General features: G+C 68.6%; 10 protein-coding genes. 4 read left to right on the top strand and 6 right to left on the bottom strand.

Features of this window, described 5'->3' with window-relative positions; all coding sequences use genetic code 11:
- Positions 1–23: 23 nt before the first annotated feature.
- Genes Pen02_RS13375 through Pen02_RS13385 form a run of 3 tightly spaced genes read right to left on the bottom strand, consistent with a single transcriptional unit; the run spans position 24 to position 3,609 of the window.
- Positions 24–1,034 (bottom strand): ABC transporter permease, encoded by a 1,011-nt coding sequence (locus Pen02_RS13375; RefSeq protein WP_239140611.1) that lies wholly within the window; start codon positions 1,032–1,034, stop codon positions 24–26.
- Complete coding sequence (locus Pen02_RS13380) at positions 1,031–2,077, bottom strand: ABC transporter permease (protein ID WP_203866323.1); 1,047 nt, start codon at positions 2,075–2,077, stop codon at positions 1,031–1,033. The genes Pen02_RS13375 and Pen02_RS13380 overlap by 4 nt, the downstream gene beginning before the upstream one ends.
- Positions 2,074–3,609, bottom strand: a complete 1,536-nt coding sequence (locus Pen02_RS13385) for a sugar ABC transporter ATP-binding protein (protein WP_239140613.1) — start codon at positions 3,607–3,609, stop codon at positions 2,074–2,076. Before Pen02_RS13385 ends, Pen02_RS13380 begins: the two co-directional genes overlap by 4 nt.
- A 616-nt stretch (positions 3,610–4,225) precedes the next feature.
- On the opposite strand from Pen02_RS13385, the gene Pen02_RS13390 reads away from it, so the two are divergent.
- Positions 4,226–7,771 (top strand): ThuA domain-containing protein, encoded by a 3,546-nt coding sequence (locus Pen02_RS13390; RefSeq protein WP_203866325.1) that lies wholly within the window; start codon positions 4,226–4,228, stop codon positions 7,769–7,771.
- 465 nt (positions 7,772–8,236) lie between these two features.
- On the top strand, positions 8,237–8,848 hold the full coding sequence (locus tag Pen02_RS13395; RefSeq protein WP_203866326.1) for an SMI1/KNR4 family protein: 612 nt from the start codon (positions 8,237–8,239) through the stop codon (positions 8,846–8,848).
- A gap of 335 nt (positions 8,849–9,183) precedes the next feature.
- Here Pen02_RS13395 and Pen02_RS13400 read toward each other — a convergent pair whose 3' ends face one another.
- Entirely contained in the window at positions 9,184–9,903 is a 720-nt protein-coding gene (locus Pen02_RS13400; protein ID WP_203866327.1) for a DUF8817 family protein, read from the bottom strand.
- 361 nt (positions 9,904–10,264) lie between these two features.
- Here Pen02_RS13400 and Pen02_RS13405 point away from each other — a divergent pair, with 361 nt between their 5' ends.
- Positions 10,265–10,681: a hypothetical protein gene (locus tag Pen02_RS13405; RefSeq protein WP_203866328.1), complete on the top strand. Its 417-nt coding sequence runs from the start codon at positions 10,265–10,267 to the stop codon at positions 10,679–10,681.
- A 307-nt stretch (positions 10,682–10,988) separates the two neighbouring features.
- Entirely contained in the window at positions 10,989–11,816 is an 828-nt protein-coding gene (locus tag Pen02_RS13410; protein WP_275413578.1) for an NmrA family NAD(P)-binding protein, read from the top strand.
- A gap of 173 nt (positions 11,817–11,989) precedes the next feature.
- Here the strand turns inward: Pen02_RS13410 and Pen02_RS13415 are convergent, their stop codons facing one another.
- Together Pen02_RS13415 and Pen02_RS13420 are read right to left on the bottom strand one after the other, a co-directional pair.
- On the bottom strand, positions 11,990–12,835 hold the full coding sequence (locus Pen02_RS13415; RefSeq protein WP_203866330.1) for a hypothetical protein: 846 nt from the start codon (positions 12,833–12,835) through the stop codon (positions 11,990–11,992).
- A 347-nt stretch (positions 12,836–13,182) separates the two neighbouring features.
- The gene (locus tag Pen02_RS13420) at positions 13,183–17,055 is read right to left on the bottom strand and encodes a hypothetical protein (protein WP_203866331.1); all 3,873 of its coding nucleotides are present in this window, start codon (positions 17,053–17,055) and stop codon (positions 13,183–13,185) included.
- Positions 17,056–17,173 lie beyond the last annotated feature (118 nt).

A 17,173-nucleotide genomic window follows, 5' to 3' on the forward strand; every position in this document is an offset into this window, starting at 1 on the left:
CCTCCTGATGGTGGGAAGGGCCGTTACCTGCGACGCAGTGCGCCGACTGACACGGCGGCCAGAATGATCAAGCCCTGGACGGTGGACTTGAGCGCGCCGGATACGCCGTAGAAGTTCATGAGGGTGAACAGGGTTTCCAGGGTCAGCGCGCCGAGCATGGCGCCGAGCAGCGCGCCCCGGCCGCCGCCGAGGGCCACCCCGCCGAGTACCACCGCGGTGATGGCGGTGAACTCCAGCCCGAGCCCGGCCTGGAACGACACGCCGCTGTAGCCGCCGAGCAGGATCGCCGCGACGGTGGCGGCGAGACCGCTGATCACGAAGGCGACGGTCTTGGTCCGACCGACCCGGACCCCGGTCAGTTCGGCGGTTCGCGGGTTGTCGCCGACCGCGACCAGGGTGCGGCCGGCGTCCGAGCGGCTGAACAGCAGCAGCAGGACGGCGACCGCGAGCAGGACCAGCAGGGCGTACGGCAGCCGGCCAAGCAGCGGCACATCCTCGAAGGCCAGCCGGCCGAACCGGCGGAACTCGTCGGACAGTCCGCCCCGTGGCGCCCCGTCGGACCAGAGGTAGACGGCACCGACCAGGATCAGGTACATGCCGAGGGTGGTGATGAACGACGGGACCCGCAGGGTCGTGGTGACCAGCCCGTTGGCCACGCCGACCAGCAGACCGAAGCCGAACAGCAGCAGCACCACCGGCCAGGTCCGGCCGGGGTCGCTGTCGATCAGCCGGGCGGCCACCACCACCTGGGCGGTGACCAGCGACCCGACCGACAGGTCGAACTCCCCGGAGACGATCACGAAGTACTGGCCGGCGGCGAGGATGATGATCGGCGCGGACCGGCCGAGGAACGACAGCAGTGACGCGGGCTGGAAGAAATCGGGCTGCTGGATCGCGATCAGCACGAGCAGCAGCGCGAGGATGACCACGATCGGCAGCACGCCGCCCGGCCGGACCAGCCGCCCCCGGACCACCCCGCCGGCCACCGGCCGCGCGGCGGCACCTTCCGGCTCCCGGGTCACCTCGGCGGTCACGACCGCGCCCCGTTCCGCTCGCGATGGCGGCGGTGCCGCCGTCTGGCGTACAGTGCCACCGCCGCGATGATGATCACGCCTCGGACGACCTGCTTGAAGAACGCGTCGACGTCGAGCTGGTTGAACACGCTGTCGACGCTCGCCAGCAGCAGCACGCCGCCGACGGTGCCGACCACGCCGCCCCGACCGCCGGCCAGCGCGGCTCCGCCGAGTACCACGGCGGCGATCGACTCGAGGTCGTAGAAGCTCTCGACGCCGACCCGGGGCGCGCCGGAGCCCAGCCGGCTGGCCAGGTAGACGCCGGCCAGCCCGGCGCACAGCGCGCAGAGCACGTGGCTGAGGATCAGCACCCGGTCGTTGCGTACCCCGGAGAGCCGGGCGACCTGCGCGTCACCGCCGACGGCGACCAGATGGTGCCCGTACCGGGTGCGGCGCAGCGCGAACCAGATCGCGGCGGCGACCGCGAGGAAGAGCAGGAAGGCGACCGGGACGGGCCCGACGCGCTGGTAGCCGAGGGTCTGCACCAGGGTCGGGGCGGTGCTGCCGGCCGGCCCGTCGTAGCCGTTCTCCAGGTAGCCCTTGAGCAGCAGGCCGACGCCCAGCGTCGCGATGAACGCGTTGATCCCGACGGTGGCGACCAGGAACCCGTTGACCAGCCCGACAGCGACGCTGACCGCCATCACGAGCAGTATCGCCGGGCCGATCCTGCTGTCGCTGCCGTTCATCGTCTCGGCGGCGATCAGGGTGCTGAGACTGACCACGTAGCCGACCGACAGGTCGAGCGAACCGCCGAGGATCACCAGCGTCTGACCGGCCGCGACCAGACCGAGGCCGGTCGCGACGTGCAACAGGCTGACCACGCTCGACTGGTTGAGCAACTGCCCGCCGTCGAGCGCCACCACGACCCAGCCGATCGCAAGGGTCAGGGCGAGCGCGACGAAGACACCGCGTGCCGGGTCGGCGCCGACGGCGGTACGCAGCGTCCGGACCTCCCGGCGGGGGACCGCCGGGGTGCGCTGCGGGGCGGACGGCGCGGCGGTCATCGGGGCTCTCCCCGGACGGCACCGGTCGCGAGACCCATCACGTCCTCCTCCGTGGCCTGCGCGGGCAGTTCCCCGGCGACGGCGCCGTCGCGCATCACCACGATCCGGTCGCTCATGCCGAGCAGCTCGGGCAGCTCGGACGAGATCATCAGAACGGCCGCCCCGTCCCGGGCCAGTCGGCGGACCAGATCGTGGATGGCGGACTTGGCGCCGACATCGATGCCCCGGGTCGGCTCGTCGAACAGCAGCACCCGGGGGGAGAGGGCGAGCCAGCGAGCCAGCACCACCTTCTGCTGGTTGCCGCCGGACAGGAAACGGATCTCCTGCTGGTCGCCGGCGGCACGGACCTCGACGGCGGCCAGCAACTCGCGGACACGCACCGTACGCGCGGCGCGGCCGGCCCAGCGCGGGAACACGGCGCGGCCGGCGAGCAGCGCGTTGTCCAGTACCGACTGTCGTGCGGCGATTCCCTCGCCCTTGCGGTCCTCGGTGATGTACACGATCCCGGCTCGAACCGCCGACCGGACGGTACGCAGCCGCACCGGGCGCCCGCCGAGGCGCACCTCGCCGGAGGTGAAGGGAGCGACGCCGAAGACGGCACGGGCCAGCGCGGACCGGCCGGAACCCTGTAACCCGGCGATCCCGAGCACCTCTCCGGCCCGAAGATCAAGGTCGACGCCGCGCAGCCGGTCGTTGGCCCCGTTCCGGATCGACAGCCGCACCTCGTCCGCCCGCCCCGGCTCGGCCCGGGGCGGGTAGTAGTGCGCCAGTTCCCGGCCGACCATGTGTCGGACCAGTTGGTCCTGGCTGGTCCGCGCCGTCGGCACGGTGGTCACCCGACGCCCGTCCTTGAGCACGGTGATGCGGCTGGACAGGTCGAAGACCTCGACCAAGCGGTGGGACACGTAGAGGACGCCGATGCCGCGTTCCTGCAACCGGCGGACCAGCCCGTAGAGCAGTTCGACCTCGTGGTCGGCGAGCGCCGCGGTGGGCTCGTCCATGATCAGCAGCCGGGCGTCGAGGGCGAGAGCCTTGACGATCTCGACGACCTGCTGCCGGGCGACACCGAGTCCTCCCACCCGGGCGGTCGGCGCGAAGGACGTCTCGCCGACGGCGTCAAGCAGTTCGGCGGTACGCCGCAGCATCGTCCGCGTGTCCACCAGGCCGCGTCGCAGCGGCTCGTGGCCGAGGAACACGTTCTCGGCGACGGTGCGCTCGGGCAGCAGGTTGAACTCCTGATGGATGATCCCGACGCCGGCCGACTGCGCCTGCCGGGGGCTGCGGAAACTCACCGGCCTGCCGTCGAGCGCGACGCTGCCGCCGTCCGGCGGGTACACACCGGAAATGATCTTCATCAGGGTGGACTTGCCCGCGCCGTTCTCGCCGACGACGGCGTGCACCTCGCCGCGCCGCAGGTCGAGGTCGATGCCGTGCAGGACGCGCACGTCGAGGAACGCCTTCGTGATGCCGCGTAGCTCGAGCAGCGGAGGGTCTCCGCCGGACTCGGCGGTTTCGCTACGGATCGTTACCAACAGGGCCCTCCAGTTGCCGCGCCACGCGTCCGCCGTCCGCGGGTGCCGAGTGGCATGAGCCGACTTCCGGGATCTGACTGGGAGTGCTTTCGCCGAAAGACGTCGAACTTTTGTCGAACCCAACGAATGCCGGTGCGAGGAGGGTAAATGTTTCAATGATGGCTGGCAACACCGCAACCCGCCGGAAACCTCGTTGTCTCGTGATCTGGATGCCATTTCCACTCTTCGGTTGGTGTCAATGGGTCGGATGAACGAGGCTGAGAGAGCGCTCTATGTGTCAACCGCCGGTTATTGATCATCCTAATTGGATTCGCCTGGCCGATGACCAGGCACTTCCATCAGTTTCCCGCCCGGCAGGCATCGCTCTGGTGATCGACATGTTGACTTCTGTCCATGCGCGGCGCAATCTGGCCTCCAGACCAGGGCTCCGAAGCACCCCACGGCCGTGACACCGAGTCACGCCGGGTGTGGAGAACGGGGAACCCGGCATTCCGTTGCGGCGAACGGCTGCCGGACCACCACCTCACCAACCTCACGTCCGATCCTGCGCACGGATCGGACGGCTGCCCCGCGCCCGTGGTCAGTCAACCCGTTGTCCCGCCGAAAGGAGACGGCAGTGCGACGTCCCGTCCTGTTGTCAGCCCTGATCATGGGCGTACTTCTCTCCCTGACCCTGGTCAGACCGGCCGAGGCGGCACCGGTGTTCCGGGCGCTGCTGTTCACCAAGACCGTCGGATACCGGCACGACTCCATCCCGGCCGGGATCGCGATGTTCCAGCAGCAGGCCACCGAGAACAACTTCGAACTCGTCCACACCGAGGACGCCACCGCGTTCACCCCGGCGAACCTGGCCACCTTCGACGTACTGATCATGTTCCAGACCTCCGGCATGGTCTGGACCACCGCGGCGCAACGCCAGGCCGTCGAGGGCTTCCTCGCCAGCGGCAAGGGCATCGTCGCGGTACACAACGCGACGGACATGGGTATCGAGGGCGAGTACCCCTGGTGGGACCAGACGGTCAACGCCGGCGCCCACATGCCGGAGCACTCACCGGGCGTGCTCACCGGCACGGCGATCGTCGCCGACCGGGCACACCCGTCGACCGCCGGACTACCGGACCGGTGGGTCCGCAGCGAGGAGTGGTACAACTTCGACCGGAACCCCCGCGGTGACGTTCACGTGCTGGTGACCGCCGACGAGCGCACCTACAACCCGGGCGGCGCGGCCATGGGCAACGACCACCCGATCTCCTGGTGCCGAACCATCGGTACCGGCAAGGTGTGGACGACGGCGATGGGCCACGCGACCGCCTCGTACAGCGAGCCCGGCTTCCGTAACCACGTCCTCGGCGGAGTGAGGTGGGCGGCGGGCAACCAGCCCGGCGACTGCGGCGGCACCGTCTGGGGCAACTTCGAGAAGCGGACCCTCGACGACAACACCGCCGACCCGATGGCGCTGGCGGTGCTGCCCGACGGCCGGGTGCTCTACGTCCAACGGGCCGGACAAGTCAGGATCTTCAAGCCGATCACGAACACCACCGTCACCGCCGGCACGCTCAGCGTCTACACCGGCGGCGAGGACGGCCTCACCGGCGTCGCGGTGGACCCCAACTTCGCCAGTAACGGCTACGTCTACCTCTACCACTCACCGCTGAACAGCACCACCGACATCAACCGGGTCTCCCGGTTCACGCTCACCGGAGACACCCTCAACACCGCCAACCCGACCACGGTGATCGACATCCCCGCCTACCGGGACCGCACCCACCCCGAGCCCGGCCACACCGGCGGGTACCTCGCCTTCGGCCCGGACGGCAACCTCTACATCGGTACCGGCGACGACACACCACCCAATCTGGACAGCAACTGGCAGGGATACGCGCCCCTCGACTGGCGGACCGGACGATCCCACCTCGACGCGGCCCGCAGCGCCGGCAACACCAACGACCTACGGGGCAAACTGCTGCGGATCCGCCCCTCGGCCGGCGGCGGCTACACCATCCCGAGCGGCAACCTCTATCCGCAGGGCACCGCCCAGGCCCGACCCGAGGTCTACGCGATGGGCTTCCGCAACCCGTTCCGGTTCTCGATCGATCCCGCCAACGGCTGGGTGTACCTGGCGGACTACGGACCGGACCGCGGCGGCCCGGCCACCAACCGGGGGCCGGAAGGGCTCGTCGAACTCAACGTGATCAAAGCAGCCGGCAACTACGGCTGGCCGTTCTGCCACGGCGACAACCAGGCGTACGCGCCGTTCAACCCGGACACCGGGGTGGTCGGTGCCAAGTTCAACTGCGCGGCACCGGTCAACAACTCGCCCAACAACACCGGCCTGGCCAACCTACGCCCGATCGTCGCGCCGAACATGTGGTACGGCTACGGCGCCTCGCCGACCTTCCCCGAACTGGGCAGCGGCGGCTCCGCTCCGATGGGTGGACCGGTCTACCGGTACAACGCGAACAACCCCTCGGCCACCAAGTTCCCGCCGTACTACGACGGCACGCACTTCTTCTACGAGTGGTCACGCAACTACGTCAAGGAAGTCCACTTCGACAGCGCCACCACGGTGACCCGGACCAACCCCTTCATGCCAAGCACCCTCTTCAACAAGCCGATGGACATGACATTCGGCCCCGACGGCTCGCTATACCTCCTTGAGTGGGGGTCGAACTTCGGCGGCGGAAACAACGACTCGGGCCTGTACCGGATCGACTACATCCAGGGCGGCCGAGCGCCGGTCGCCAAAGCGACCGGCACGCCCACCAACGGCAACGCACCACTGACCGTGCAGTTCTCCAGCGCCGGATCCGCCGACCCCGACCCCGGTGACACCATCACCTACCAATGGACGTTCGGCGACGGAACCACCTCGACGGCGGCGAACCCGTCGAAGGTCTACACCAACAACGGCAACTACACCGCCCAACTCAAGGTGACCGACAACACCGGCCGCGCCGGCTACTCCAACGTCCAGATCACCGTCGGCAACACCGCACCGGTCGTCACCATCACCACCCCCGTGAACGGCGGCATGCTCACCTTCGGCGACCGGGTCCCATACACCGTCACCGTCACCGACCCCGGCGGAGCGCCAATCGACTGCACCAAGGTCCTGGTCAACCCCGCCCTCGGCCACGACGACCACCAGCACGAAACCACCGACTACCCCGGCTGCTCGGGCACCATCTCCACCGACCTGCTCGGCGGACACCCCGACGGCGCCAACCTGTACTACGTCCTCAACGCCAAATACACCGACAACGGCGGCGCCGGCGGAGCGGCACCACTCACCGGTTACGGTCACGCGATCCTGCAACCCAAGCACAAGCAGGCCGAGTACTTCACCGCCCAGTCCGGGATCCGGGTCGTCAGCCAGGCCGGCGCGGAAAGCGGAGGACGGATCGGCGACATTTCCAACAACGACTGGATCTCGTTCACACCCATGGCGCTGCAAGGCATCACAAACGTCAGCTACCGCGTCTCCTCACCCTTCGGCGGCGGCTCGATCGAACTGCGAGCCGACTCTCCCACCGGAACCCTGCTGGCCACCACACCGGTAGCCAACACCGGCGGCTGGGACAACTACCAGCCCACGGCGACGGTGAACACCACAGGCATCACCGGCAGCCGCATTCTCTACCTGGTCTTCAAGGCCAGCACCAACAACTCCTTCGACGTGGACTCCATCACGTTCGGCGGAACCGGGGTCGGCACGCCCGACTCCGGCGGCGTGGCCGGCCGCACCTGGACGCTGACCGCCGAGCACAGCGGCAAACTCGTCGACGTCAACGCCCAGTCAACCGCCGACGGCGCGGTTGTCCAGCAGTGGGCAGCGACTGGCGGGAACAACCAGCGCTGGCAGGCGGTCGACGCCGGCAGCGGAACGATGCAGCTCAAAGCCGTGCACAGCGGCAAGTGCCTCGACGTCACCGGCGGCTCCACCGCGCCCGGCGCCTTCCTCCAACAATCCACCTGCAACAGCGGCGCGGGCCAGCGGTTCCGGGTCGAGACTACCGGCACCGGTGGCGTCTACACCGTCGTCTCCGCGTTGAGCGGCCTCTGCCTGGACGTCAACGGCAACTCACTACTCGACGGCGCACGCCTCGTGCAGTGGAACTGCCAGAACTCGACCAACCAGAGGTTCCGGTTCGCCTCGGCCTGACCCCCTGACAACGGCGCGCCGGTCCGTCCCGGACCGGCGCGCCGTTGTCCTGATCAGAGCGTCACCGCGGATCTGCTTACCGACCCTGTCTGGAGGCCGTCCGCGGCAACCTCGTAGAACACCTGCGCGGGTGGCCTGAGAAGCGCCCGGAGCCGGCCTGACCGCACTGGCCCGATCGGTGCCGACCGCCTCGCTCGGGTCTGCCTCGCCAACGGCACCTCTGGTAGGGACTGTAAAACGATCGTCGCCTCGTGACTCATCCCAGCGACGGCGGAGGAGGCGAGTTGGCACCGGCGGAAGTCTACGACGCACCCAACTGCCGCGGAGCATGCGCGGCGGCTGGCTGCGCACGAGTCACTGAGCGTGGTGGCGGATGGCTGGCACGCGGTGTCCGGCATTCCGATGTGCGTGCGTTCGCTAACCGACGTATCGGCGGCTTGGCGGATGGCTACCTATACTTCGTCAGTGGCATCAGTGACGGAGGCATGGGTTCGGATTGAGGGCTGGATGCGACGGCACGCGCCAGCGAGCACCGATGTGCTGGCGCGACCGGCGGCCTCGGAATCGATCACCGCTGCCGAAGCCGAGCTCGGCCTGCCGTTTCCCGCGGAACTGGTTGAATCGCTGCGCCGGCACGACGGCCTCACGGAGTGGGCGAGCATCCTGCCTGAAGCGACTCCGCTCTCCGTAACGGGCATCGTCGAGCATCGCCAGGTGCGTATGGAGATCGCACCCGATGTCGACGGCTTCGCTCGGCACGGTGCCGAGGCAGAGCCGTGGTGGCATGAACGTTGGCTTCCTTTCGGGGATGGCGACTGTGGTCTTCAAGTCATCGACTTGCGACCCGGGTCCGGATTCGCCCGCGTGGGCTGGGCGCCGACCAGCAACCCTGCGGACTTCTCGGACGCCTGGCCGTCGCTGGAGGCATACCTGACAACCGTCGCCGACGTGCTCGAGACCGGTGGCGCGGCAGGCGTCTGGTATCCGTACCTGACCATTGATGGCGCGCTCTGGTGGAGCCTAGGCGGACAAACCGAGCTCAATGGTGAGCCATTGCGCCCTGCTCCTCAGCATTGAATCAGATCAGCCATCCTGGGCGCAGGGCTGCCCGGCCACCCAACAGCGGTCACCATCCGCTCATACCGCCGACCGTGCGCGCCGCCCGCACTCAGAGCCGTCACGCTTTGTGAACCGCCTTTCGTGTCGGTCGAGGCCCGGGACTGCCGATGAGCGGATGCCCGGAACGAGCAACTACGATCCAGCTGCGCCGTATGTCACGGGAGTGAGTTCGGCGGGCAGGCTGCGCACTGCCAACGCCACTGCCTCCTCCGCCGTCACACTTCGTAAACAGCCTGCCGTTTCGGGTCGACGCCCGGAACTGGCGAGATGAGGGAGGGCGTTCGTGTGGTGAGTCACCGCAGTGCTGCTGCGAGTTCGGCGGCGTTGTCGAACGCGGGTGTCGCCCTTTCGGATTCGCCTTCCGTGAGCGTGACGGACTGGGCGCGGGCCAGCATCTCGGTCGCAGTCTTTGGATCGTCCAGCACGATCGCGAGTTCGGCGCGGTAGACCAGGACCTCTACCTGCTCGACAGGGTCGTCGTCGGCTTGCGGGCGGGCCAACGCGCTGTCGAGGATCCGGACGGCCTGTCCGACGTTCCCCCTGGAATCGGCCTGCACGACGGCATTCGACAGGGCCTTGGCCAGTCGTCCGGCAGGCGTGGTGGCCGGGGTGGGTGCGGTGGTGGGGTCCCGAAAGACGCGGATCCAGTTGCCGCCCGGGTCGATGATGCTGAACCCGCCCACCCCGTCGGCGTTCTTCCGTGCCCTGGGCCGGGTCATCCGGGGTGTTCCGGACACCAGTACCTTGCCGTACGCAGCGCGCATGCCGGCTGCGAACGCCCGGTGTAGTCCCTCGATGTCCGCGGTGATTACGAGACAGGAGCCGTAGGACTGCTCCGGGTCGAACCCGGGGATCTCGAAGAACTGTAGGTGCAGGTCTTCCCGCTGTACTCCCACACACGCGTTGGGCTTGCGCTGCTTGTACGTGGTCCGGAAACCGAGAACTCCGTAGAAGGTTTCGATGTCGTCGATGGACGCGCACGGCAGCAGGGGAACGGTCACCTCGTTGGTCATGCCTCCTTCCTAAGCGTCGCGGGGTGTCCGTCGCACATGGAAATAGCCGATCGGCGTCTTCGGCCAACCGATCGGCTGATGGCCCAGAACCGCAACGCCACGGAGCCGAGTCATCGGCGGTGCCTTCCTGTCTGCCATACGGCCCGCCAGGATCAGGCGTCCGGATCTGCCGCCGATCGTGCGTGACTGCCAGCACGACCGTCACTGTCCGCACGGCCTCCGGGGTCAGGGTGGTGCACGGCTAGGTCCTTGCCCGCCGTGGGAAGTCCTTGTGCGCCCTTGATCGGGAGAGTGGCTGGTTACGGCATGCGGCTTGATGGAGTGTGGGTACGCGATTCGTCCCACCAGTACCCTTCCGGTCGTGATGGCGCGGCCGACGGCAGGGTGGCGGGAACACGTGGCGGCTGAGGCCACCGAGACAGCGGCGGGCACGCTCGACCCGGATGACGCGAGCGCGGCAAGACTCTTCCCCGCAGAGATGCTGGCCCAGACGGACGAGGTGTTGACGGGGTTCGAGGCGGACGTCGCCAGCTTGGTCAGTCATCGCTGGGAGCCGGCAACTGACGCGGAGATCTTCGAGGTGATCGAGCGGACCGTGAGGGCCCTTAACGCGGTCAACGATCGGTACAACGGAGCAGCGTATGAAACCGACGAGCGGGAACGACTCTGCGAGTACATCGAGGGTGTGTTGGACGATGCCGGGATAGACCTGGACGCCTTCGCCGGACGCCATCGAATGACGCGCCACGAAATCACGGATGAGTGGCGGGACTGGTGACGTCTGGCTGAGAGACTTCGTCCGCCTGGCTCAGCAACGCGATCGCGGGTCGCAATTTCCGCATCCGCCGCCGACCGTGCGTGCCGCCCGCAGGCAAAGCCGTCACGCCTCGCGAACAGCCTTCCGTGTCGTCGTCGGTCGACCGTGACCTTTGTCGGGCTGTTCGAGCTCGGAGCAGGCCGACCCGCCCTGAGGCAGGTGGAAGACCGGCTTCGGTCGAGGGCCGGAATCTGTCTCGCCCTTGATCTCAAGTGAGCTTGAGATTCTAGAGTCGCCGGTGACGAAAGGAGTCGCTGTGACGACGTTGGTGACGGGGGCCACCGGAAACACCGGCCGGCACGTAGTGGCGGAGCTGGTCCGCCGGGGCGAGCGCGTCAGGGCACTAACCCGCGACCCCGCTGCGGCCGCGGGACGGCTCCCGGCCGAGGTGGAGCTGGTGGCCGGTACGCACACGGCGCCGGGGACTTTGGACGCCGCGTTCGACGGCGTCCATCGGCTGCACGTCACGGTGACGACAGGGCTCGCCGAGGCCGGGCCCGAGCTGGTACGGCGGGCGGTCGACGCGGGCGTGCGGCGGATCACCGTGGTGTGGGGCGGCTGGGTGGGGCCGGCCGAGCAGGCGGTGGCGGACTCGGGCGTCCAGTGGACCCGTCTGGAACCGCAGGAGTTCATGTCCAACACGCTTGCCTGGATCGACTCGGTCCGGAGCGAAGGCGTCGTGCGGGAACCGTACGACTTTGCCAGCGCGCTGGTCCACGAGGCCGACATCGGCGCAGTCGCGGCGGTGGCGTTGCTCGAGGACGGCCACGCGGGGCGTGCGTACAACCTGACCGGGCCGGAATCGCTGACCCCGCGCGAGCGGATCGCCGTCCTGTCCCGGGCCATCGGCCGTGATGTCACCTTCGTCCCGATCACCCATGAACAGGCCGTCGACCGGCTGACGGCCACCGGTGTGTCCCGGGCGGACGCCGAGTATGTCGTGGGCTGGTACGCCGCTCCCAGCGAGGAGTCCACCAGCGTGGTGGACACCGTCGCGCAGGTGACTGGTCGCCCGGCGCGTACCTTCGAGCAGTGGGTGGCCGAACATGCGGAACGCTTCCGCACCCCCGACGCGGCTGCCCGCTACCAACCATGAACCCGCGAAGTCCTGTCGAACGGCCGGCCAGGCATCCTCAACTGTCGCAGAGCATGCGCGGCGGCCGGCGGCGCACCGGTCACAGAGCGTGGCAACGTAGGTTGGCGCGCACCGTCCGATCTCGCCGAGTTGAGCGTGCCGAGCGGCTCTCTCCCGCAACGGTCGAGGGGCTCTCAATCCCACAGGTACAAGCCGTGTCCTGTCCGTAGGAAGGGCTCGATCCAGTCGAAGAACTGCTCCAGCCACTCGTCCCGTACGGGTCGATGAGCAGGGTCGAACGGCTCGGGGCGGCGGCCTACCCCACCTCGGGGCATCGCCCGGTTGAAGTCCCGGACGGCCTCGCCAACTCGGTCGATGTGCGTGGCGAGCGCTCGTATTGCCTCGTCTCGGCCGGCATCCGGTACGTCATCTGGCACAGCTGGTGGCGGTGCTGGCGCGTTGAGCGGCGGTACCTCGGGCAGGTTGAAGATGCGTTGGCGGGCTTGGTGTAGGGCGTCCCGTTGGGCCCAGGCGTTCGTCCGGCTCACGGTCGCGGTCGCATGTCGGACGAGTTCGGCCTGTATGCCGAGCAACTCCTGGTACGCCTGCCAGGCGAGCAGGTGGCCGAGGTGGTGCGACATTCGGCCGGCGGTGACGTGGGCGTACCAGCGTCGCCACCGGTCGACCGACTCGGTGGCCTCGTCGGGCAGCATCGTGGTCAGCGCGGCCTTCCGCCAGGAGACCGGGAGGAGTGGGTTGTAGGCGATGACGTTGACCCGGAAGCAGGGCCAGTTCCCATTCGTGTCGGGGACGATCTCCAGTTGGGGTCGCAGCCGGTCGACAGCCGTGGACGGGTGGGTGGCGGACTCTCGCGTCTCGTCCACAAGGCACTCGGGCATGGTGTACTGCTCGATCGGTGCCCAACCGCCCGAACGCGCCGCACCCGACCGGACATGGCGGCTGTGTATCCCGGCCAGTCTCCGCACCTCGTCGAGGTCCGCGTCCGGACGCGGACGCGCCGGCACGTAGTCCAATCCCATGCCGCGCCAGGCTAGTGCCACCAATCGACCGCGACGGACGCCGGCTACGAACCGCGCTACGTCGGGCCGAGGGCAGATGCCGTCGAGCGGGGGCACCGGACACCGGTCGTCACTCCGCCGACGAGCCGGCGTAAGGCGCCTGTTGCCCTCGTCCGGGAAGTTGGCCACCGGGCCCGCTCCGGTCGATGCCCCCAAACCTCGGTACGGCGACGGGGTCTCCGGTGTCGGTCCCCCGGGGGGAGGGAGGACCTAGCCGGAAACCCCGCCGCAGGTCGGTCACGATGCGCGCCCAGGGCCCGCGTTGCCGCCCACTCGCGCGGCGTGACCGACGTGAGAGAGGAACGAGCCTAGATGCCCAGGGCTCGCAACTCCCGGTTCAGAACGTTGCGATAGAGCTGCCCGCCGCGCATGTTCGGGTGGAAGCTGTGCGAGGAGAACAGATTGGGTTTCTCCCCGTCGGTGTTGCCGAGAAGCACCGAGTGGATCCCCGGGCTGGCACCGCAGATTCCGCTTCCGAGGAACTCGCCGATGGAGCTGCCGTACCGGACGTTCAGCCCCAGACTGCTCCGGGCGTTGGTGACGATGTCGTTCAGCGTCGAGTCGAGCAGGTGCACCATCTGCCGGATCCACTCGTCTTCCGCCGTCGAGATCTGGAAGGGGATACCGGGAATCCGGAGGCAGTCGGCCTGGTTGGAGATGAGTTCCGGATAGCCGAGCAGCACCACCTTGGCATTGGGGGCCAACAGTTTGATGGCACGGAGCACCGCGGTCACGGTGTTCGGCAGGTAACGGGTGATGTTGATCGGGATGAAGTCAGCGATCCGCTCGTCGTCGACCTCCGCGTTCATGCAGTCCATGAGGACGTTGGCCAGACACTCTTTCAGAGCGCCGTGCCAGCCGATGTCGTTTCCACCGACGGTCAGGGTCACCAGGGTGGTGTTCTCGTCGAGGAACCCCCGATCCATCTGGGTCACCTCCCGCATGGTCCCGGTGGCGGGCTCGCCCCATTCGGTCTTGAACGGCTGTCCCGTCGCCGGATCGTTGACCGTCAGATTCGTGATCGGACTGTGGCCGGAGGGGAACATGTGCTCCGCCTGGGCGCCCGAGCAGGCCGGGAACTGGAGGTCCATCTGCGGGTCGAGCTGGTCGGACCGGGTGCCGATGGACCGCTGGTCGTCAGCCAGCGACGCCTGGTGCAGCCAGGAGTACCGCGACCGGTGGCATCCGTTGCGGTAGGCCGTCACCCCATCGCCGTCGTGATTGGACTCCGGCGAGTAGTCGCGGGCGGCGTTGTCGATGACACCCTCCCCCGAGGAGTACGAGTCGCCGAGCCCGACCACGAAGTTGCGGGGTTTCGCCGACAACGGGACGATCGCCACCGCGTCCCACATCACCGAGTCCACCCCCGACCTGTCGATCGCCGTGCGGGTGATGTTGCTGAGTTCGATCCTCGGCGTGCCGTTGAACTGGAAGGTACCCAACGAGACCCATCGGTTGTACGGCTCGTACTTCTGGCCGAGGACCCGCCACTTGTAGCGGGGCCCGCCCGTGGCACCGGCTCCCCTGTCGATTTTGTAGTGCGCCTGTTGCGTCCGGCCGCCCCGGTTCGGCATGTGCACGTACACCTTGGCCCACTGGTTGAGGCTGCGGCCGAGTTGCCAGGTCCCGGTGACCTTCACCCTGCTGGCGGCCTCGGTCTCGGGGCTGTATTCGTGGCCGAACCAGTAGTGACCGTTGAGTCCGCTGCCTATCTGGTGGAAGTCGCGCTTGGCCGGGAAGGTGCCGTTGGCGGCGCCGCTGAACTGGAGGGTGAAGGTCCCGTCGTTGCGGGTCTTGGTCGGGCACAGGTCGGATCGGACGACCGGTGACGAGGCGGGCTGGTCGTCGATGATGTAGGCGTCCGCCGGCATGGTTTCAATTCGACACTGCGGCGGATAGTGCGTTCCCCGTGCGGGCTCCGCGGTGCCGACCGGTATGAGGTCGGCACGGTATCCACAGGACTGCTCGCAGGCAGTCTGCCAGGAGGCCGGCCAGTGCCACCAGCAGTGGTAGTCGGCGTAGCCGCACGAGCCTTCGCCGGTGTTCCTATCCAGGCTGCAATTGTTCAAGGTGCCGCAGAACGTGTCGAGCCACGGCTTGATGCCCTGGCTGCGGTTTATCTCATTGAGCCACCACGCCTGGCGGTAGGCGGGCTCGTAGAACCCGTCCAACCGGAAGTCGGTCTTCACAATGGGGTATGCCGCCCAACCCATGATCTTTTCGGGATACGGCCAGTCTTGCGGCCGGGCCGCGTCGGACGGGCTGCCCTCTCCGTTCTCGCCGTTGAGGAAGGGATTCCGGTCGAACCGATAATCCGGGTTGGCGGGGTTGTTGCCCCAGCCAAGCCCCCACGCCCCCCGGTGGTCGGTGCAGGACGGTCCCGGCGTACACCCGCTGGTGTTTCCGGTCGACGCCTGTGGGTTCAGCCCGCTGTTGTACGCCCACACCGCCGCGAACCAGTTCTCGATCCGCGACGGGTCGGCGTTGTGGATCCGGATGCCCGCGTTGTAGGTCTGGTTCCACTTGTCCTGCAAGATCTGCAACCCGGCCTGGATGTTCGTGGCGTAGTCCAGCGCGATCTGCCGCTGCTGGGTGTACGGCCGGATCACCTCGCCGGGCTTGCCCCGCCCGGCGAGCCGCATGCCGTCGGTGACCTGCGCGACCCCGTAGCCGCAGTCCGCCTCCGCCCAGTCGATGAACCAGCCTTCCCGGGTGCCGTAGTAGGCCCCGACCAGCGGGTTGCCGACGACTCCCTCGAGCGCGTGCCAGGACGCCTGCCACAGGTTGGACTCCTGGGCCAGGATGGCGAGCATGATTTGCGCCGGCACCGTGCCGCCACCGGCGAGTGCCTTGGGCGGAGCGACCGAACGCGGTGTCCAGGCGGGTAGACCGGAGCCGCGCCACCCGGCCGGCCGGGTGAAGGTCAGGGCGTCCTGAACAGCCATGTTCGCCGCCCACTCCACCTGCTTCCAGTGCGGCTGCTCCACCTGGTTGTCGAGGGTGTTTCGCGGCACGGAGCAGTACCTGTCCTCTTCGAACGGCGAGGTGGCCGAGGCGATTCCGACGGCCGACGCCGACAACTGCGGTGCCGGCCGCCTGCCGCTGCCCAGTTCGTTCGCCGGCCGCAGGCCGGGGGTCACCTGGAAGGTCGTCGCCTTGCCGGTGGTCGGGGTGGTGGCCACGATGGAGACTGCGGCGGGCTCGGCACCACTCGCGGTACCGGACCGGTCGGTGCGCAGCACCGCGGCGGCGCCGGTGGTCGACAGGGTCGACGTGGCGGGGACCTTGATCGCGCGCATCCCGGCCGGCATGGCGGCCACCGGGGTCGGGGATCCGGTGACGAAGACCTGGCCGCCGAGTCCTGGTGCGAGGCCGAGGTCGGTGGCCGGTCCGCGGGCGATGTCCCGCACGACTCCGTCGGTGACGTGCCGTACCAGGGCGGTGTGGTCGTCCACCCGCTCCAGGAAGGCCATCCCGTTGGCGCCGACCGGGCGTAGGTGGGCGCTGAGGCCTCTGGTGCTGGCCACCACCTGCTCCGGGTCGGTGCCGCTCACCGCCAGGATGTCGGAGGCGCGGATCGCGGCGAAGCCTTTGCCGAAGGGTACGGCCGAGGTGACCTGCCCGGACAGCTGGCGTTCCATGGTGATCGACCGCGTGACGGTGTCCACCACCTGCACCCGGGTCATACCGAGATCAGTGGCGCCACCGGTGACCAGCGCGGCTCGTTCGTCGGCTCCGCAGCCGGGATTGTGGTACGCGATGCTCACGTTGGTGTCGAGCTTGGTCACCTGACCGGTGCCGAGGTCCACGATCGCGGCGAAGGCGCCCCGGTTGAACAGGTGCTCGCGGTTGGTGAAGTGCCGGGGCTGATAGGCCACCACGGCCCGGTCACCGGAGCCGGTGAGGCAGACGTTGCCGACCCACTGGTCACTGGAGATCGAGGGCTCGACGAGCGTCGCCGCCGTACGCCAGGTGAAGCCGGTGCTCGCCTCGGCGACCAGCAGGTGGAAGCCCCGACTGTCGCCGACCGTGGTCCAGAGCAGATCCTGGGAGGTCCGCCAGCCGGCACCGATGACCTGGTCGCGATCGGCGGGCGACACCGTGGTCGGGTCGGCGGGCGGCGCCGGGCTGGACGCCCGGTCGTCGGTTGGCGGCGGTCCGGCCGCGGCTGGACCGGGCACGCCGGCCAGGCTCGCACAGAGCAACGTCGCAATCGTCGCGGCCACCGTTCGGACGGCTCGCCGGCGGGGGTGCCATGGCATGGATGGTCTCCTTCTGCCGCATGGGATCGGGCTTTCC

This window comes from Plantactinospora endophytica (assembly GCF_016862915.1).
Lineage (GTDB): Bacteria > Actinomycetota > Actinomycetes > Mycobacteriales > Micromonosporaceae > Plantactinospora > Plantactinospora endophytica.